This window comes from Polymorphospora rubra, assembly GCF_018324255.1.
GTDB classification, from domain to species: domain Bacteria; phylum Actinomycetota; class Actinomycetes; order Mycobacteriales; family Micromonosporaceae; genus Polymorphospora; species Polymorphospora rubra.
In genome coordinates, this window is sequence record NZ_AP023359.1 from 7,287,496 (window position 1) to 7,309,212 (window position 21,717).

Below are 21,717 nucleotides of genomic sequence, written 5' to 3' on the forward strand. Positions count from 1 at the left end.
CCGATGGGCGACGCTGTCCGGGTCGTTCTCGTCGCCGAGCAGCTCGCGCTGCCACAGGCTGTAGTCCGCGTACTGGACGGGCAGCGGTTCCCATCCGGGCTCCCGGCCGTCGCGGCGAGCCTGGTAGGCCGTGGCGAGATCCCGCGCGAGCGGGCCGTTCGACCAGGCATCCCAGGCCACGTGGTGGACCAGCAGAACCAGGACGTGCTCACCCGGGCCGGCCGCGAAGAGCCACCCCCGGACCGGGATGTCGGTCGCCAGGTCGAACGTTTGCCGGGCGGCCCGCGTAACCGCCGCGTCGATGTCGCCGGGGGCCACATCCGTGTACGTGATGCGGAAGTCCGCCTCTGCCGGCGGAAGCACCTTCTGGCACGGCTCGCCGTCGACCTCCGGGAACAACGTGCGCAGCACCTCGTGCCGCGCCACCACGTCGGTGAGCGCCGCAGCGAGCGCCTCCCGGTCGAGGTCACCGGTGAGGCGCATGGCCACGGTGTTGTTGTACGTGGTGCTCGCGCCCTCCAGCTTGGTCATGAACCACAGCCGGCGCTGCGCGAAAGAAAGGGGGATCATGCGGACTCCTTCTGCTCACGCATCGGCCGCAGGGCGGGCCTGGCCTTCTGCTGGGGCTTTCCGTGGTCAGCGATCCAGGCCGCGAGTGCGGCCGGGGTGGGATGGGCGAAGATCGCCCGGATCGGGAGCTCGACGCCGAGCCCGGCCCGCAGTTCGCTGACGAGCCGCGTCGCGAGCAGGGAGTGGCCGCCGAGGGCGAAGAAGTCGGCATCCACGCCGACCTCCCCCACCCCGAGCACCGTGGCGTACGCGCTGCAAATGATTCCCTCCTGCGGGGTGCTCGGCGGCCGGCCGGCCGGGGCGGCCGATACGTCGGGCGCCGGGAGCGCCTTGCGGTCGAGCTTGCCGTTCGGTGTCTGCGGCAGCCGCTCGAGCAGGACGACCGCGGCAGGGATCATGTAGTGCGGCAGCCGGGCCGCGGCGTGCGCGCGCAACTCGGCGGCCAGATCACCGATCCCGGTAGCGGCGGCGACGATGTAGGCGACGAGGCGGACGTTGCCGGGGGTGTCCTCGCGGGCGAGCACGGCCGCCCGGACGACCGAGGGGTGCTCGGAGAGGACGGCCTGCACCTCTCCGGGCTCGATCCGGAATCCGCGGATCTTGATCTGGTCGTCGGTGCGGCCAAGGTATTCGAGCTCACCGGCCCGACTCCACCGGGCCTGGTCGCCCGTGCGGTACATCCGCTCGCCGGGCACGAAAGGAGAGGCCACGAAGCGTTCGGCGGTCAGTCCGGGCCGGCCGGCGTACCCGCGGGCCAGCTGCACCCCACCCAGGTAGAGCTCGCCGGCGGCCCCCGCGGGAACCGGTTCGAGGCGCCGGTCCAGCACGTAGGCGGAGGTGTTGGCAATTGGTCTGCCGATGGGCGGGCCGGCCGCCGGGATGTGCTCGACGCCGCCCGCGGTGGCCCAGATGGTCGCCTCGGTGGGACCGTACAGGTTGGTGACCGAGGCGGTGCGCTCCCGCAGCGCGGTGGCGAGGGCGGCCGGCAGCGCCTCGCCGCCGACCAGCGCGCGTACCGAGCGCAGCGGCTCGTCGCCGGCGTCCAGCACCGCCTGCCACAGGCCCGGCGTGGCCTGCAGGACGGTGATGCCCTGGCGGCTGACGGCGGCCAGCAGGGCGGCAGGGTCCTGGACGGTGTCGCGGTCGGCGAGCACCAACTGGGCGCCGTGCATCAGCGGCAGGAAGAGTTCGAGCCCGGCGATGTCGAAGCCGACCGTGGTGACCGCCAGGAGGCGGTCGGCGGCGTCGAGCGGGAAGCGGCGGCCCATGTCGGCCAGGAAGTTGCCGAGCGCCAGCCGGGAGATGACGACACCCTTGGGTCGTCCGGTGGAGCCGGACGTGAAGATCACGTAGGCGGCGTTGCCCGGTTGGGTTGCCACCGCCGGGGCGTCGTCGGCGCCGATCTGGTACGGCACCTGCGGCGACAGTGTCTCCACCGACTCGGGCAACACCGTGCCGGCCGCGACGGCGAGCCGGGCTCCGGAGTCCTCCAGCATCGCCGTGATCCGCTCGGCGGGCAGCGTTGGGTCGACCGGCAGGTACGCGGCGCCGGCTCTGAGCACCGCGAGCAGCGACACGACCAGATCCAGTCTCCGGGGCAGGCAGACCGCCACCACCGACTCGGTCCGGACACCCCGCTCGATCAGTACCCTTGCCAGCCGGTTCACCCGCTGCTCGAGGTCTCGGTAGGTCAGCTGCTCATCGCCGGCGACGACGGCGACCGCGCCGGGGTTCCGTCGCGCCTGCTCGGCGACGAGCGCGACGACGTCCGCGGAGGGCGGCGGCGTGGCGGTGTCGTTCCAGGCGGCCACCACCTGGTGACGCGTCCCGGGGTCCAGGACGGCGATCGAGGGCAGCGGCACGCCGGGATCGGTTTCGAGCGCGGTGACCAGATTGCCCAGGGCGGTGTGCAGCATCGTGCACAGCGCGTCGCCGTCTACCTCGGACACGGCATCGACGACCAGGGTGAACCCGTCGCCGAGGTCGTCCACGGCCACCGCCAAGGGATAGTTGCTGACATCCCGGCTGAGCAGCATCTTGACCTGGGACCGGTGCTCGCCGGCAGCGGACTTGCGGTTGTGCCGGTAGTTGAAGATCGACGTGAACAACGGAACACCACCCGGCAACCCACTCACCTGCTGAGCCACCGACAACGGCGCATGCTCATGCACCATCAACTCCGCCAGCTGATCACGCACCAACCCCACACCAGCACCAACACTCACCCCACCCACACCCACCCGCACCGGCAACGTGTTGATGAACAGACCCGGCACCCGATCCGAACCCGCACCAGCACCCAACCGCCCGAACAACACCGTCCCGAACACCACATCCTCACGACCACTGACCACCGCCAACACCCGCGCCCACGCCACATGGAAAACCGTCGCCGCACTCACCCCCGACGACCGCGCCACCTCCCGCACCCGAGCAGCCAAACCCGACTCCACCACCAAACGACTACCCACCACACCCCGACCATCACCATGCACATCCAGCAACCCGAACGGCGCCGTCGTCTCCGACACATCCCCCAACAACCCCGCGAAATACCGCTCATGCTCCGACCGCGGCACACCCAACCGCGCCTGCGCCACAAACGACCGGAACGGCAACGGCACCGGCAACGACGCCTCATCACCAGCCAACAACGCATTCAACTCAGCCCGCAACACCTCCTGCGTCGCGTGATCCTGCACCAAGTGATGCACCCGCAACACCACCAACCACGAACCACCCGGCGCCCGCCCCACATGCACATCCATCAACGGCGCCCGACCCACATCCAGCACCGAACCCGCCACCGCCACCAACTCCGCCACCGCACCCTCGTCATCACCCGACACAAGAACGACCTCGCGAACGGGCAGAGAAACACGCCGCGCCACCACCTGCACAGGCTCCGGCAGCCCCTCCCACACGAAAGCCGTCCGATAAATGTCATGGCGCTCGACGATCCGGTCGAGGGCCGCCAGGAAGGCTTCGACCTCGTCGCGGGAGGAGAGGCCGAACACCGTCGGGAAGACGTAGGCGTTGTCCCCGTCCTCCGCGAGCCGGTGGTGGAAGAGGATGCCTTCCTGCAACGGCGCCAACGGATACACATCCGCCACATTCGCCGCCCCACCCGGCACCTGCCCCACCACCACCGCCAACTGCTCATCCGACAAACCCGCCAACGGCACCATCTCCGCCGAAATAAACTCCGCACCCACCGGAATCAGATTCGGCGGCACCACCACCTCACCAGGACCCACCAACACCGCCAACCGCGCCGGCGTCGGCGACCGGAACAACGCCCGCACCGGCACCGACACACCACGCCCACGCAACCACTCCACCAACGCCACCACCAACAACGAATGACCACCCAACGCAAAAAAATCATCATCCACACCCACCCGCTCGACCCCCAACACATGAGCGAACCCCGCACACAACAACTCCTCCTGCACCGTGGCCGGCCCCCGCCCCTCCCCACCAACAAACACCGGCACCGGCAACCCAGCCCGATCCAACTTGCCATTCGCATTCAACGGCAACCCATCCACCACCATCACCACCGCCGGCACCATGTACTCCGGCAACACCCGACCAACCGACTCCCGCACCACCCCCGAATCCACCTCCCCACTCACATACGCGACCAGACGCCCATCCCGCACCACCACCACTGCCTGACGCACACCAACCTGACGCAGCAACACGGCTTCAACCTCACCGAGCTCGACCCGGAACCCACGAACCTTCACCTGGTCATCCGCGCGACCCGCGAACACCAACTGCCCGTCCACCGTCCACCGTGCCCGATCACCAGTGCGATACATCCGCTCACCCACACCCCACGGACACGCCACGAACCGCTCCGCCGTCAAACCCGGCCGACCCAGGTATCCCCGAGCCAACTGCACACCAGCCACATAAACCTCACCGACCACACCCACCGGCACCGGCTGCAACCACTCATCCAACACAAACAACCGACTATTAGCCTCAGGACCACCAATCGGCACCACCGACAAACCCGCCCGCATCTCAGCCGACGCCACGATCACCGTCGACTCCGTCGGCCCATACGCATGCCGCAAACAACGACCCGCAGACCACACCTCGGCCAACGAAGCAGACAACGACTCCGAACCCACCACCATCCACAACACACCCGCCCACCCACCCACATCCAACACACCAAGCAACGACGGCACCACACTCGCAGCCGTCACCCGCTGCTCAACCACCAACCGAGTCAACGCACCGGGATCATTACGCTGCTCACCCGTCGCCACCACCAAAGCACCACCAGTACTCAACGTCACCGCCACATCCAAGACGGAAGCGTCGAAACTGAACGACACAAACTGCAAAACCCGGCTCTCCGGACCAGCCCCCAAATACGGCGACAACGCCGCAGCCATATTCGCCACCGCCGCATGAGTCACCGCCACACCCTTAGGCACACCCGTCGACCCCGACGTATAAATCACATACGCCAACTGACCCGCAACAACCGAACGCCCCACCTCACCCACATCCGGAAAATCAACATGATCCAACACCACCACAGCACCACTATCCGCTGCCATGAAATCAAGCCGCGCCTGCGGAAGCTGCCCATCCAACGGCACATACGCCGCCCCCACCCGCCACACCCCGAGAATCGCCGCCACCATGTCAGCACCACGCGGCAACCGCAGACCAACCACATCCTCAGCACCCACACCCGACGCCCGCAGATGACCCGCGACCCGACGCGCACCCCGATCAAGCTCCCCGTACGTCACCTCGACGCCGTCACACACCACAGCAAGCGCACCAGGACGCTCCCGCACCCACCACTCAAACCGATCGACCACCGTCGACCCCGACACCACCGCAAAGGTGTCGTTGAAGCCGTGCAACACCTGATCCCGCTCACCGGCCTCCAACACGTCGACCGTGGACACCCGGGCTTCGGGCGCCTGCGCGATCGCGTCGATCACCCGCACCAGACGCTCGGCCAGCACCTGCACCGTGTCAGCGTCGAACAGATCCACGGCACCCAACAGCCGGCCCCGCAATCCCACCGGGGCACCGTCGCCGTCGACCTCCGCCAGCGATACCTCCAGGTCGAACTTGGCGGCCGAACTGGGCAGGGCCACTCCGGACGCGCCCGGCAGGTCCACCCCTTCACCACTGGCGTTCTGCAGCGTGACCATGACCTGGAACAGCGGGTGCCGGGCCAGCGACCGCGCCGGGGCCAGCTCCTCCACCAGGCGCTCGAACGGCACGTCCTGATGTGCGTACCCCCGACACCCGCCTCACGAACCCGCTCCAGCACCTCGGCAAGCGTCGGATCCCCCGTCAGGTCAACCCGCGTCACCAACGTGTTGACAAATAGTCCGACCAGCTCGTCGAGGGCTTCGTCGGTGCGACCGGCGACGGCCGAGCCCAGCGGGATGTCCGTGCCCGCGCCCAGCTTGGACAGCAGCACCGCCACGGCAACCTGCACCAGCATGTGCAGCGTGACACCATGCTCCCGCGTCAGCCGCCGCAGTTCCTGGTGCTCCGCCGCGGAGATCGACAGCGGCACCTGATGTCCTCGGGACGTGAACACCGCAGGACGGGGCCGATCGACCGGGAGCGTCAGCTCCTCCGGAGCCCCCCGCAGGGCGTCACGCCAATGGGCGACCTGTCTCGACAGGACACTGCCTGGATCGTTCTCGTCACCGAGCAACTCCCGCTGCCACAAGCTGTAATCCGCGTACTGCACCGGCAGGGGCACCCACTGCGGCACCCCGCCGCGAGACCGGGCCTCATACGCGACCGACAGGTCACGCGCTAGCCGGCCCATCGACCAACCGTCACCAGCGATGTGATGCACCACTACCACAAGGGTGAGCGCGTCGCCGGACTCCATCAACCCCGCACGGATCGGCACCTCGGAAGCCAGATCGAAATGATGCCCGGCAACCACCGCGACATCCGCAACCGTCTCCAACTCCCACCGCAGCTCAGTCTCCGGGATGATCCGCTGATACGGCTCCCCGTCCGCCACCGCGAACACCGTGCGCAACACCTCATGCCGGCCGATCACATCCCGCAACCCAGCAGCCAGCGCAGCACGATCGACATCCCCCGACAGACTCAGCACCGTGGGAATGTTGTACGTCGCACTCGGCCCCTCCAACTGACCGAGGAACCACAACCGCCGCTGCGCGTACGACAACGGCACCCGCTCCGGGCGCGACCCAGCCACCAGGGCCAGCCGTGCCTCGCCCGCACCCGCCAACCCTGCCGCGATACCCGTCGGAGTCGGCGCATCGAACACCAACCGCAGCGGCACCTCCACCCCGAGCACGCGTCGGATCCGGCTCACCAACCGCGTAGCGAGCAGCGAATGACCACCCAACGCAAAGAAGTCATCATCTACACCCACGCGCTCGACACCGAGCACATGAGCAAAGGCGGCACACAGCAGTTCCTCTTGAACCGTGGCCGGCCCCCGCCCCTCCCCACCAGCGAACACCGGCTCCGGCAGAGCAGCCCGATCGACCTTGCCGCTCGCGTTCAACGGCAATTCATCAAGCACCATCACCGCCGCGGGCACCATGTATTGCGGCAACCGCTGAGCGAGCGCCCCGGACTCCACCGAACCAACGACATAGGCGATTAGGCGTTCACCCCGCACCACCACCACTGCCTGACGTACACCCGGCTGCTCCAGTAGAACGCTCTGCACCTCACCGAGCTCGACCCGGAACCCACGAACCTTCACCTGGTCATCCGCGCGACCCGCGAACACCAACTGCCCGTCCACCGTCCACCGTGCCCGATCACCAGTGCGATACATCCGCTCACCCACACCCCACGGACACGCCACGAACCGCTCCGCCGTCAAACCCGGCCGACCCAGGTATCCCCGAGCCAACTGCACACCAGCCACATAAACCTCACCGACCACACCCACCGGCACCGGCTGCAACCACTCATCCAACACAAACAACCGACTATTAGCCTCAGGACCACCAATCGGCACCACCGACAAACCCGCCCGCATCTCAGCCGACGCCACGATCACCGTCGACTCCGTCGGCCCATACGCATGCCGCAAACAACGACCCGCAGACCACACCTCGGCCAACGAAGCAGACAACGACTCCGAACCCACCACCATCCACAACACACCCGCCCACCCACCCACATCCAACACACCAAGCAACGACGGCACCACACTCGCAGCCGTCACCCGCTGCTCAACCACCAACCGAGTCAACGCACCGGGATCATTACGCTGCTCACCCGTCGCCACCACCAAAGCACCACCAGTACTCAACGTCACCGCCACATCCAAGACGGAAGCGTCGAAACTGAACGACACAAACTGCAAAACCCGGCTCTCCGGACCAGCCCCCAAATACGGCGACAACGCCGCAGCCATATTCGCCACCGCCGCATGAGTCACCGCCACACCCTTAGGCACACCCGTCGACCCCGACGTATAAATCACATACGCCAACTGACCCGCAACAACCGAACGCCCCACCTCACCCACATCCGGAAAATCAACATGATCCAACACCACCACAGCACCACTATCCGCTGCCATGAAATCAAGCCGCGCCTGCGGAAGCTGCCCATCCAACGGCACATACGCCGCCCCCACCCGCCACACCCCGAGAATCGCCGCCACCATGTCAGCACCACGCGGCAACCGCAGACCAACCACATCCTCAGCACCCACACCCGACGCCCGCAGATGACCCGCGACCCGACGCGCACCCCGATCAAGCTCCCCGTACGTCACCTCGACGCCGTCACACACCACAGCAAGCGCACCAGGACGCTCCCGCACCCACCACTCGAACCGATCGACCACCGTCGACCCCGACACCACCGCAAAGGTGTCGTTGAAGCCGTGCAACACCTGATCCCGCTCACCGGCCTCCAACACGTCGACCGTGGACACCCGGGCTTCGGGCGCCTGCGCGATCGCGTCGATCACCCGCGCCAGGCGATCCGTCAGTGTCCGCACCGTCGCGGCGTCGAACAGGTCGGCCGTCCCCAGCAGCCAGCCCCGCAGCCCCGCGGGCACACCGCTGACGCCGAAGGACTCCGTCAGCGAGACCTCGAGGTCGAACTTGGCGACGCCGGCCGGAGCCGTCACACCAGTCGCCCGCACACCCGGCAGATCGAGCGGCCGGTCGGTCGGGTTCTGCAGCCCGACCATCACCTGGAACAGCGGATGCCGGGACGGCGAACGCCGCGGTGCGAGGTCCTCGACCAGGCGCTCGAACGGGACATCCTGGTGGGCGTAGCCGCGGATGTCCGCGTCCCGCACCCGGGTCAGCAGCTCCCCGGCACGGGGATCCCCGGTCAGGTCGATCCGGGTGACCAGCGTGTTGACGAAGAAGCCCACCAGCTCGTCCAACGCCTCGTCGGTGCGGCCCGCGATCGCCGAGCCCAGCGGAATGTCGGTGCCGGCACCGAGGCGCGACAGCAGGACCGCCACGCACGTCTGCAGGACCATGAACATCGTCGCGTTGTGGTCGCGGGCCCAAGCGCTCAGCCGCAGGTGCGTCTCGGCGGAAAGCTCCAGCTCGGCGCGGTGACCGTGCGATCCGGGTACGGCCGGCCGGCCCCGATCGGTGGGCAGCGTCAGTTCCTCCGGCATGCCCGCGAGAGCCGTACGCCAATGAGCGATCTGCCGGTGCAGCAGGCCGTCGCCGACGTCCTCCTGGAGCAGGTCACGCTGCCACAGTGCGTAATCCGCATACTGCACCGGCAGGGGTTTCCAATCGGGGGCAGTTCCGCCGATCCGGGCCTGGTAGGCGGTGGAAAGATCGCGGGCCAAGAGACCGAGCGACCAGGCGTCACTCGCGATGTGGTGAACGGTGAGCACGAGCAGGTAGGCGCCGGGACTCTCGGTGAGCAACGTGGCGCGCAACGGGATCTCCGTGCCGAGATCGAAGGGGCGGCGCGTCACGTCGAGAACCGCAACGTCCGCGGCGTCCGCGGGGACGGGCAGGATCGGCAGATGGAAGCCGGTCTCCGCGGTGGGGATGATCCGTTGGTACGGCTCGCCGTCGGGCGTCTCGGGGAAGACGGTGCGCAGCACTTCGTGGCGGTCGAGGACGTCGAGCAGCGCGAGTTCGAGGGCCTGCGGGTCCAGCTCGCCGGTGAGCCGTACGACCGACGGCTGGTTGTAGCTCGCGCTCGGTCCCTCCAGCTGGGCCAGGAACCACAGGCGACGCTGAGCGAACGAGAGCGGGATCATCGGGACTCCTCCTGCTTGCGGCGCGGGCGCAGGGCGGGCCGGACGTCCGGCCGGTGGTCGCCCTGCGCGTCGAGCACGGCGGCGAGCGCGGCCGGGGTGGGGGTGGCAAAGACCTCCTGGATCGGCAGCTCCCGGCCCAGTTCGGCGCGTACGCGACTGACCAGGCGGGTCGCCAGCAGCGAATGGCCGCCGAGAGTGAAGAAGCTGTCGTCCACCCTGACCGAGGTCAGTCCGAGCACCTGGGCGAAGGCCGCGCACATGGCCTTCTCGGTCGCGGTGACGGGCGCGCGGCCCGGCCCGGTCTCACCGGTGATGTCGGGGGCCGGAAGTGCGGCACGGTCCAGCTTGCCGCTGAGCGTAAGCGGCAGGGTGTCGAGCAGAGTGAACGCGGACGGAACCAGGTGCGCCGGCAGGCGGCTGGCGGCTGCATCCCGCAGGGACTCCGCCGTTCCGTCGCCGGCGTAGTAGGCGAGCAGCCGGTCTTCGCGGGCGATCACAGCCGCCTCGCGCACGCCGGGCTGCTCGAGCAGGACGGCCTCGATCTCGCCCGGCTCGACCCGGAACCCGCGCACCTTGACCTGGTCGTCGTCGCGGCCGGTGAAGACGAGCTGCCCGTCCGTGGTCCGGCGGACGCGGTCACCGGTACGGTACATCCGCTCACCCGGATCCCAGGGGCACGCTACGAAGCGCTGTGCCGTGAGCCCCGGCCGTCCGGCGTAGCCCCTTGCCAGCCCCGTCCCGGCGATGTAAAGCTCGCCCGCTCCGCCGTCCGGCACCGGCCGCAGCCCGGCGTCGAGCACGTACACGCGACTGTTCCGGAAGGGCGCGCCGAGCACCGGCTGATCCCCCGGCGACAGCGGCGCGGACAGCGTGACGCAGACCGTGGTCTCGGTGGGCCCGTAGCCGTTGAGGAAGCGTCGTCCGGGGGCCCAGCGGCCCAAGATCGGTGCGGTGAGGGCAGCGCCCACCGACCCGACTGTCGTGATCGGAGCCAGGTCGCTCGGATCGGCCGCGGCCAGCACCGCGGGCGGCAGCGTGGCGTGGGTGACGCCGTGCTCGGTCACCAGCCGGGTCAGTGCCGGACCCGGCAGCAGCTGATCAGCATTGGCCACCACCAGCGCCGCACCGCACGCCAGGGTCACCAGGGTCTCGGCCAGCGCGGCGTCGAAGCTCGGTGAGGAGAACTGCAGCATCCTGCTGCCGGAGCCCAGCGCGAAGCGGTCGGCCTGCTCGGCCACGAGGGCGGCGAGACCGGCATGGGTGACCGCGACGCCCTTGGCCCGACCGGTCGAGCCGGAGGTGTGGATGACGTAGGCCACCTGCAGCGGCAGGCTCGGCATGTGTGGAGCGGTGGCGGGCTGGTCTGCCAGATCCTCGTCGTCGGGACGCAGCACCTGGACACCGGGGCCGGCCAGAACGTCGGCCGACGAGCCGGTCCCCACGACCACCCGTACTCCCGTGTCGGCGACCATGTCCGCCAGCCGCTTCACCGGGTACTGCGGATCCAACGGCAGGTAGGCGCCCCCGGCCTTCCACACCGCCACCATCGCGGTCACCACGTCCACGCCACGCGGCAGGCACAATCCGACCACCGACTCGGCTCCGACCCCCCGGCCGAGCAGCAGGTGCGCCAACCGGTTCGCCCTTTCATCCAGCTCCCGATAGGTCATCCGCACCCCGTCGCCCAGCACCGCCACCGCATCCGGTGTACGCGCCACCTGCGCCTCGATCAGGGCCACCGCCGTGGTTCCGGCCGGCCGAGGCACCGGGCCGGCGCCCAGAGCCTGCTTTCGCCTCGCGCCGTCGAGCACCTCCACGGCTGCCAGCGCACCCCCGGCATCGGCCCGCAGCGCCGTCACCAATCCGCTCACGCAGGTCAGCAGCAGCTCGCAGACGTCCTTCGCCTCCACCGGAGGAACCACGTCCACCGTGAGGCGGAAACCCGCGCCGAGGTCGTCCACCGCCACGCCCACGGGATAGTTGGTGCGCTCCCGGGACAGCAGCGCCGTCACCCCGTCCAGCCCGGTCGCCGCCCGGGCGGCCGCCTGGTTGTGCCGGTAGTTGAAGATCGAGGTGAACAGGGGCGTACCGCCGGGAACCCCGCTCGCCCGTTGCGCCAGCGAGAGCGGTGCATGCTCATGGGCGAGCAGTTCGGCCAGTTGGTCGCGCAGCTCCAGCAGTGCCGTGCCGACCTTGGTGCCGTCCACACGCACCCGCACCGGCAGGGTGTTGATAAAGGGCCCGAGTGCGCGGTCGGCGCCGCTGCCAGCGTTCATCCGGCCGAACAGCACCGTGCCGAACACGACGTCCGCGCGGCCCTCGATCGCGGCCAGCACCCGGGCCCACGCCAGGTGGAAGATGGTTGCCGCGCTGACGCCCAGTGTCCGGGCCGCCTCGCGCACTCCGGCGGCCAGGTCGTCACCGAGCATCGCCTGCGCCCGGACCGCGTCGCGGCCGTCGCCGTGGGCCTCCAGCAGGCCGTACGGCGCGGTCGTCGCGCTCACGTCGCCCAGCAGTCTGGCGAAGTACCGCTCGTGCTCCTCCCGCGGCACACCCAGCCGCGCTTGCGCGACGAACTCGCGGAACGGCACCGGTTCGGGCAGTGCGCTCCCGGTGGCGCCCAGGATCGCGCCGAGTTCGCGCAGCAGACCCTCCTGGGTGGTGTGGTCGCGTACCAGCTGATGGATCCGCAGGACCGCGAGCCAGCGGCCGCTGCCGGGGTCGGCCGCCACGTGGACGCGCATCAGCGGGGCCGTCCCCAGTTCGATCCAGCCGCCGCCCATGGCGACCAGCTGGGTCACCGCGTCACCGGATCCACCGAGGGTGACCCTCTCGACGGGTAGTGCCGCCTCCCGGACGACCACCTGCACGGGTTCGGGCAGTCCTTCCCACACGATCGCCGTGCGATAGATGTCATGCCGCGCGATCACCTGCCGCAGCGCGTCCAGGAAGGCGTCGAGGCGGGTGCGGGAGTCGAAGCCCAGCGCGATGGGCAGGACGTAAACGTCACGACCGGACGCCGACGCCATGAGGTGGTGGAAGAAGATGCCCTCCTGCAACGGCGCCAGCGGATAGATGTCCGCCACGTTCGCCGCAGCACCGGGCACCTGGTCCACCACCACAGCCAGCTGCTCGTCGGTCAACCCCGCCAGCGGCACCATCTCCGCCGTGATTCGCTCCGCCCCCACCGGAATCAGGTTCGGCGGCACCACCACCACCGGCGGACCGGTCAACTCCGCCAGCCGCGCCGGTGTCGGCGACTGGAACAATCCCCGCACCGACACCGACACCCCACGTCGGCGCAACCACTCCACCAACGCCACCGCCAGCAGCGAATGCCCACCCAACTCGAAGAAATCGTCATCGACACCGACGCTCTCCACACCCAGCACCTCAGCGAACGCCGCACACAGGATCTCCTCCTGCGGGCTCGCCGGTGCGCGACCGTACGACTGCTCGTGCGACGGCGCGGGCAGCGCCGCCCGATCGAGCTTGCCGTTACTGGCCAACGGAATCGCATCGAGCAGAACCACCACCGACGGCACCAGATAGTCGGGCAGCCGCTTGGCCAGCAGCGCCCGCAGAGCCGCCGGGTCGACGTCCGCATCGGCCGGCACCACATACGCGACCAGCCGCGTCTGCCCTGCAACATCGACCTGCGCCACCACCACCGCCTGCACCACCCCGGGCAGCCCGGAAAGCACCCCCTGAACCTCACCCGGCTCGACACGGTAACCACGGATCTTCACCTGCTCATCCGCACGACCCCCGAAAACCAACCGCCCATCCACAGTCCACCGAACCCGATCACCCGTGCGATACATCCGCCGCCCGACATCCCACGGACACGCCACAAACCGCTGCGCCGTCAAGACCGCAACGTTGTAACCCCGGGCCACCTGCTCCCCCGCGACATACAACTCACCCGAAACCCCCACCGGCACAGGCCGCAACCGCTCGTCCAACACAAACAAACGCGTACCAGCCAACGGCGTCCCGATCGTGCCGTCGAACTCGGTAGCCGCCACACCGATCGTCGTCTCCGTCGGCCCATAATGATTGAAAACCCGCCGACCCTCAGCCGCGGCCAACAGCCTTGCCGCCAACTCATCAGGAATCGCCTCACCGCCCAACACCAGCGACCGCCGCGGCAGAACCCCTTCAACGCCGGCCGATGCCAGCGCCGCCACCTGCGACGGCACCGCCTTCACATGATCAATCTCGTACTCGCGCAGGTAGCCTGCCAGCCCGACCGCGTCGGCAACCAGGTCCTCGTCCGGGACGTACACGGTGCCGCCGGTCGTCAACGCGGTGAACAGCGTCGTATTACCCAGGTCCGTCACCTGCGCCTGCAACAACGCATACCGATCCCCCGGCACGCCCCAACCCAGCCGCTCGGGCACCGCCGCCAGGTAGCGCGCCAAATTGCCGTGAGTAACCGTGACACCCTTCGGACGCCCCGTCGAACCCGACGTATAGATCACATACGCCGCCTGGTCAGGCAACGACAACGCGTCCCGCACCGGCTCGGCAGCCGCCAACCGCATCCGGGTCAACGCGTCATCGACCACCAACATCCGATGCCGACCAACCGGCAGGTCCTCCACAATCCGCTCGGTTGAAACCGTCACCACCGGACGACTGTCACCCAAAAGAAACGCCACCCGATCCGCCGGCAACGAACTATCGATCGGCAGATACGCACCACCCGCCTTCCACACCGCAAGAATCGCCACCACCATGTCCAACCCACGCGGCAAACACAAACCCACCACCGACTCAGCAACCACACCCTCAGCACGCAACACCGACGCCAACCGTCCCGCACGCTCATCCAACTCCACATACGACACACCACCCACCGCCAACGCACCCGGCGACTCCCCCACCCACCGACCAAAACCCTCCAACACCGAAACAACCGACGCACCAGACGACACCTCGTTGAAGGTGTGCACGACACGTTCACGCTCGTCCGCGTCGAGCAGATCGACGGTGGACAGTCGGACACCGGGGTCGGCCAGGACTACGTCGAGTACCCGGACGAGGCGGGTGGCGAAGGCCTCGGCGGCTTCCGCGTCGAACAGGTCGGCTGCCACGGTGACCGTGCCGTGGACGCCGCTGGGGGTTCCGTCGGCGTCGAACGTCTCGCCGGCCATGATGTCGAGGTCGAACTTGGCTGCCGGGCGGGCTGACGGTGAGAGTTCGACCTGTACGCCAGGTAGGCGCAGGGAAGCCTCGGCGATATCGTGCATGGTCAGCACAACCTGGAACAACGGCTGCCGCGCCAACGACCGAACCGGAGCCAACTCCTCCACCAAACGCTCGAACGGCACATCCTGATGCGCGAACGCACCCAACCCCGCCCGCCGCACCCGAGCCAACACATCAACAAACGACGGATCACCCGACAGATCAGTACGCACCACCAACGTATTGACAAAACAACCCACCAAATCGTCCAACGCCTCATCCGAACGACCCGCCACCGCCGACCCGATCGGAACATCCACCCCCGCACCCAACCGCGACAACGTCACCGCCAACACCGCATGAAACACCATGAACACCGTCACACCCTCAGCCCGCGCCACCTCCCGCAACCGCGCATGCAACCCAGCCGACACCCGCAACGGCGCCGAAAAACCACGATGCGACGCCACCACCGGCCGCAAACGATCAACCGGCAGAACAAGCTCCTCCGGACTACCCGCCAACGCCTCCCGCCAATACGCCACCTGCCGCGACAACACACTCTCCGGATCACCCTCATCACCGAGCAGATCACGCTGCCACAAGCTGTAATCCGCATACTGCACCGGCAACGGCACCCACCCCGGCGCCTGACCCCGCAACCGGGCCGCATACGCCTCCGACAAATCCCGCGCCAACGGCCCCATCGACCAACCATCGCCAGCGATGTGATGCACCACCAGCACCAACACAAACTCATCCGGACCCACCACAAACAGCCACGCCCGCACCGGCACCTCAACCGACAGATCAAACGCATAACCCGCCCCGGCGGTGACCGCGCCGGGGAGCGTGCCGGGGGTTTCCTCGGTCACGATGAGTTGCCAGTCGAGTTGGTCGGCGGGGATGACATGCTGATACGGCTCACCATCGAACGACGGGAACACCGTACGCAAAGCCTCATGACGCACCAACACATCACGCAAAGCAGCCCCAAGCGCATCACGATCAAGACCACCACTCAACCGCAACACAACCGGACTGTTGTACGTCGGACTCGGCCCCTCCAACTGACCGATGAACCACAACCGCCGCTGCGCGAACGACAACGGCAACCGCTGCGGACGCATCCGCACCGACACCGCCGGCCGCGCCACCCCCGCCTCCCGCAACCGCCCCGCCAACCCCGCCGGCGACGACGACTCGAACAACGCCCGAATCTCCACCTCCACACCCAGCAACACCCGCACCCGGCTCACCAACCGCGTCGCCAGCAGCGAATGCCCACCCAACTCGAAGAAATCGTCATCGACACCGACGCTCTCCACACCCAGCACCTCAGCGAACGCCGCACACAGGATCTCCTCCTGCGGGCTCGCCGGTGCGCGACCGTACGACTGCTCGTGCGACGGCGCGGGCAGCGCCGCCCGATCGAGCTTGCCGTTACTGGCCAACGGAATCGCATCGAGCAGAACCACCACCGACGGCACCAGATAGTCGGGCAGCCGCTTGGCCAGCAGCGCCCGCAGAGCCGCCGGGTCGACGTCCGCATCGGCCGGCACCACATACGCGACCAGCCGCGTCTGCCCTGCAACATCGACCTGCGCCACCACCACCGCCTGCACCACCCCGGGCAGCCCGGAAAGCACCCCCTGAACCTCACCCGGCTCGACACGGTAACCACGGATCTTCACCTGCTCATCCGCACGACCCCCGAAAACCAACCGCCCATCCACAGTCCACCGAACCCGATCACCCGTGCGATACATCCGCCGCCCGACATCCCACGGACACGCCACAAACCGCTGCGCCGTCAAGACCGCAACGTTGTAACCCCGGGCCACCTGCTCCCCCGCGACATACAACTCACCCGAAACCCCCACCGGCACAGGCCGCAACCGCTCGTCCAACACAAACAAACGCGTACCAGCCAACGGCGTCCCGATCGTGCCGTCGAACTCGGTAGCCGCCACACCGATCGTCGTCTCCGTCGGCCCATAATGATTGAAAACCCGCCGACCCTCAGCCGCGGCCAACAGCCTTGCCGCCAACTCATCAGGAATCGCCTCACCGCCCAACACCAGCGACCGCCGCGGCAGAACCCCTTCAACGCCGGCCGATGCCAGCGCCGCCACCTGCGACGGCACCGCCTTCACATGATCAATCTCGTACTCGCGCAGGTAGCCTGCCAGCCCGACCGCGTCGGCAACCAGGTCCTCGTCCGGGACGTACACGGTGCCGCCGGTCGTCAACGCGGTGAACAGCGTCGTATTACCCAGGTCCGTCACCTGCGCCTGCAACAACGCATACCGATCCCCCGGCACGCCCCAACCCAGCCGCTCGGGCACCGCCGCCAGGTAGCGCGCCAAATTGCCGTGAGTAACCGTGACACCCTTCGGACGCCCCGTCGAACCCGACGTATAGATCACATACGCCGCCTGGTCAGGCAGAACAGACCCGGCCGCAAGAAGCTCCGACCCGGCCAACCGCATCCGGGTCAACGCGTCATCGACCACCAACATCCGATGCCGACCAACCGGCAGGTCCTCCACAATCCGCTCGGTTGAAACCGTCACCACCGGACGACTGTCACCCAAAAGAAACGCCACCCGATCCGCCGGCAACGAACTATCGATCGGCAGATACGCACCACCCGCCTTCCACACCGCAAGAATCGCCACCACCATGTCCAACCCACGCGGCAAACACAAACCCACCACCGACTCAGCAACCACACCCTCAGCACGCAACACCGACGCCAACCGCCCCGCACGCTCATCCAACTCCACATACGACACACCACCCACCGCCAACGCACCCGGCGACTCCCCACCCACCGACCAAAACCCTCCAACACCGAAACAACCGACGCACCAGACGACACCTCGTTGAACCCACGCAACACCCGCTCACGCTCACCGGCAAGCAGCACATCCACCTCGGCGACCCGCACCGACGGATCGTCCGACACCGTGTCGAGCACTCGGACCACGCGTTTCGCAATGGCGTCGGCAGCCTCGGGGTCGAACAGGTCGGCGGCCACGGTCACCGCGCCGTGGATGCCACCGGGCCTGCCGTCGGCGTCGAACACTTCGCCGAACATCACGTCGAGATCGAACTTCGCTGCCGGGCGGCCCAGGAAGAGGTGCTCCGATCGGATGCCGGGCAGCGTCAGGCCGGGACGGGCATCCCGGTCGGCGGCGTTGAGCTTGGTGAGCACGGTTTGGAACAACGGCTGTCGCGCCAACGACCGAACCGGAGCCAACTCCTCCACCAAACGCTCGAACGGCACATCCTGATGCGCGAACGCACCCAACCCCGCCCGCCGCACCCGAGCCAACACATCAACAAACGACGGATCACCCGACAGATCAGTACGCACCACCAACGTATTGACAAAACAACCCACCAAATCGTCCAACGCCTCATCCGAACGACCCGCCACCGCCGACCCGATCGGAACATCCACCCCCGCACCCAACCGCGACAACGTCACCGCCAACACCGCATGAAACACCATGAACACCGTGACCCCCTGGGTACGGGCCAGGCGGCGCAGCTTGTCGTGTAGCTCCGCCGGGATGTCGAGACGGGCCGCATGGCCGTGGTGGGTGGCGACCGGGGGCCGGGGCCGGTCGGTGGGCAGAGCGAGCTCCTCGGGGCTATCCGCCAGCGTGTCGCGCCAGTACGCCAGCTGTCGCGACAGCACGCTGTCGGGATCACGTTCGTCGCCGAGCAGATCACGCTGCCACAAGCTGTAATCCGCATACTGCACCGGCAACGGCACCCACCCCGGCGCCTGACCCCGCAACCGGGCCGCATACGCCTCCGACAAATCCCGCGCCAACGGCCCCATCGACCAACCATCGCCAGCGATGTGATGCACCACCAGCACCAACACGAACTCATCCGGACCCACCACAAACAGCCACGCCCGCACCGGCACCTCAACCGAGAGGTCGAAGGCGTAGCCCGACACCCGGGCAACCGCTCCCGACAGCTCAGCGTCGCTGATGCCGCCGGTCGGCAGGTCGGTCATCTGCCGGTCCCAGGCGAGCGCTTCGAGCTGCGGCGTGGCACCGCTGCCGTCCGGCGCCACGTCGATGACGGCGAGTTGCCAGTCGAGTTGGTCGGCGGGGATGACATGCTGATACGGCTCACCATCGAACGACGGGAACACCGTACGCAAAGCCTCATGACGCACCAACACATCACGCAAAGCAGCCCCAAGCGCATCACGATCAAGACCACCACTCAACCGCAACACAACCGGACTGTTGTACGTCGGACTCGGCCCCTCCAACTGACCGATGAACCACAATCGCCGCTGCGCGAACGACAACGGCAACCGCTGCGGACGCATCCGCACCGACACCGCCGGCCGCGCCACCCCCGCCTCCCGCAACCGCCCCGCCAACCCCGCCGGCGACGACGACTCGAACAACGCCCGAATCTCCACCTCCACACCCAGCAACACCCGCACCCGGCTCACCAACCGCGTCGCCAGCAGCGAATGCCCACCCAACTCGAAGAAATCGTCATCGACACCGACGCTCTCCACACCCAGCACCTCAGCGAACGCCGCACACAGGATCTCCTCCTGCGGGCTCGCCGGTGCGCGACCGTACGACTGCTCGTGCGACGGCGCGGGCAGCGCCGCCCGATCGAGCTTGCCGTTACTGGCCAACGGAATCGCATCGAGCAGAACCACCACCGACGGCACCAGATAGTCGGGCAGCCGCTTGGCCAGCAGCGCCCGCAGAGCCGCCGGGTCGACGTCCGCATCGGCCGGCACCACATACGCGACCAGCCGCGTCTGCCCTGCAACATCGACCTGCGCCACCACCACCGCCTGCACCACCCCGGGCAGCCCGGAAAGCACCCCCTGAACCTCACCCGGCTCGACACGGTAACCACGGATCTTCACCTGCTCATCCGCACGACCCCCGAAAACCAACCGCCCATCCACAGTCCACCGAACCCGATCACCCGTGCGATACATCCGCCGCCCGACATCCCACGGACACGCCACAAACCGCTGCGCCGTCAAGACCGCAACGTTGTAACCCCGGGCCACCTGCTCCCCCGCGACATACAACTCACCCGAAACCCCCACCGGCACAGGCCGCAACCGCTCGTCCAACACAAACAAACGCGTACCAGCCAACGGCGTCCCGATCGTGCCGTCGAACTCGGTAGCCGCCACACCGATCGTCGTCTCCGTCGGCCCATAATGATTGAAAACCCGCCGACCCTCAGCCGCGGCCAACAGCCTTGCCGCCAACTCATCAGGAATCGCCTCACCGCCCAACACCAGCGACCGCCGCGGCAGAACCCCTTCAACGCCGGCCGATGCCAGCGCCGCCACCTGCGACGGCACCGCCTTCACATGATCAATCTCGTACTCGCGCAGGTAGCCTGCCAGCCCGACCGCGTCGGCAACCAGGTCCTCGTCCGGGACGTACACGGTGCCGCCGGTCGTCAACGCGGTGAACAGCGTCGTATTACCCAGGTCCGTCACCTGCGCCTGCAACAACGCATACCGATCCCCCGGCACGCCCCAACCCAGCCGCTCGGGCACCGCCGCCAGGTAGCGCGCCAAATTGCCGTGAGTAACCGTGACACCCTTCGGACGCCCCGTCGAACCCGACGTATAGATCACATACGCCGCCTGGTCAGGCAACGACAACGCGTCCCGCACCGGCTCGGCAGCCGCCAACCGCATCCGGGTCAACGCGTCATCGACCACCAACATCCGATGCCGACCAACCGGCAGGTCTTCCACAATCCGCTCGGTTGAAACCGTCACCACCGGACGACTGTCACCCAAAAGAAACGCCACCCGATCCGCCGGCAACGAACTATCGATCGGCAGATACGCACCACCCGCCTTCCACACCGCAAGAATCGCCACCACCATGTCCAACCCACGCGGCAAACACAAACCCACCACCGACTCAGCAACCACACCCTCAGCACGCAACACCGACGCCAACCGCCCCGCACGCTCATCCAACTCCACATACGACACACCACCCACCGCCAACGCACCCGGCGACTCCCCCACCCACCGACCAAAACCCTCCAACACCGAAACAACCGACGCACCAGACGACACCTCGTTGAACCCACGCAACACCCGCTCACGCTCACCGGCAAGCAGCACATCCACCTCGGCGACCCGCACGAAGGGATCAGCGAGCACCGCGTCCAGCACCCGTGTCAGACGGTTCGCGATCGCCTCTGCCGCCTCCGCGTCGAACAGGTCGGCCGCGACCGTCACCGTGCCCTGCACGCCACCGGGGGCACCGTCGGCGTCGAACATCTCGCCGACCATCACGTCGAGATCGAACTTCGCTGCCGGACGGGCCGAGGACACCAGGCTCACCTGCAGGCCCTCCAGGCTCACCCCGGCCGCGGCGATATCGTGCATGGTCAGCACAACCTGGAACAACGGCTGCCGCGCCAACGACCGAACCGGAGCCAACTCCTCCACCAAACGCTCGAACGGCACATCCTGATGCGCGAACGCACCCAACCCCGCCCGCCGCACCCGAGCCAACACATCAACAAACGACGGATCACCCGACAGATCAGTACGCACCACCAACGTATTGACAAAACAACCCACCAAATCGTCCAACGCCTCATCCGAACGACCCGCCACCGCCGACCCGATCGGAACATCCACCCCGCACCCA

At 67.8% G+C, this 21,717-nt stretch carries 3 protein-coding genes and 2 pseudogenes (1 of these 5 only partly in view); all 5 read right to left on the reverse strand.

Going from position 1 to position 21,717, the window contains the following annotated elements; genetic code table 11:
• A protein-coding gene (locus tag Prubr_RS31850; protein ID WP_212818804.1) for a non-ribosomal peptide synthetase crosses the window boundary here: on the reverse strand, positions 1-570 show its 5' end (the start). 21,726 nt of this gene lie to the left of the window's left edge; the window shows 570 of its 22,296 coding nt (coding positions 1-570); its start codon is at positions 568-570; the stop codon falls past the left edge of the window.
• Positions 567-5,837: a non-ribosomal peptide synthetase gene (locus tag Prubr_RS37840; RefSeq protein WP_281425853.1), complete on the reverse strand. Its 5,271-nt coding sequence runs from the start codon at positions 5,835-5,837 to the stop codon at positions 567-569. The genes Prubr_RS31850 and Prubr_RS37840 overlap by 4 nt, the downstream gene beginning before the upstream one ends.
• Before the next feature lie 38 nt (positions 5,838-5,875).
• Positions 5,876-9,823 (reverse strand): annotated as a pseudogene (locus Prubr_RS31870) (amino acid adenylation domain-containing protein); the annotation flags it as partial.
• Complete coding sequence (locus Prubr_RS31875; protein WP_212818808.1) at positions 9,820-17,814, reverse strand: non-ribosomal peptide synthetase; 7,995 nt, start codon at positions 17,812-17,814, stop codon at positions 9,820-9,822. The gene Prubr_RS31875 and the pseudogene Prubr_RS31870, both read right to left, overlap by 4 nt.
• A gap of 119 nt (positions 17,815-17,933) precedes the next feature.
• Positions 17,934-21,707 (reverse strand): annotated as a pseudogene (locus tag Prubr_RS37845) (amino acid adenylation domain-containing protein); the annotation flags it as partial.
• Positions 21,708-21,717 lie beyond the last annotated feature (10 nt).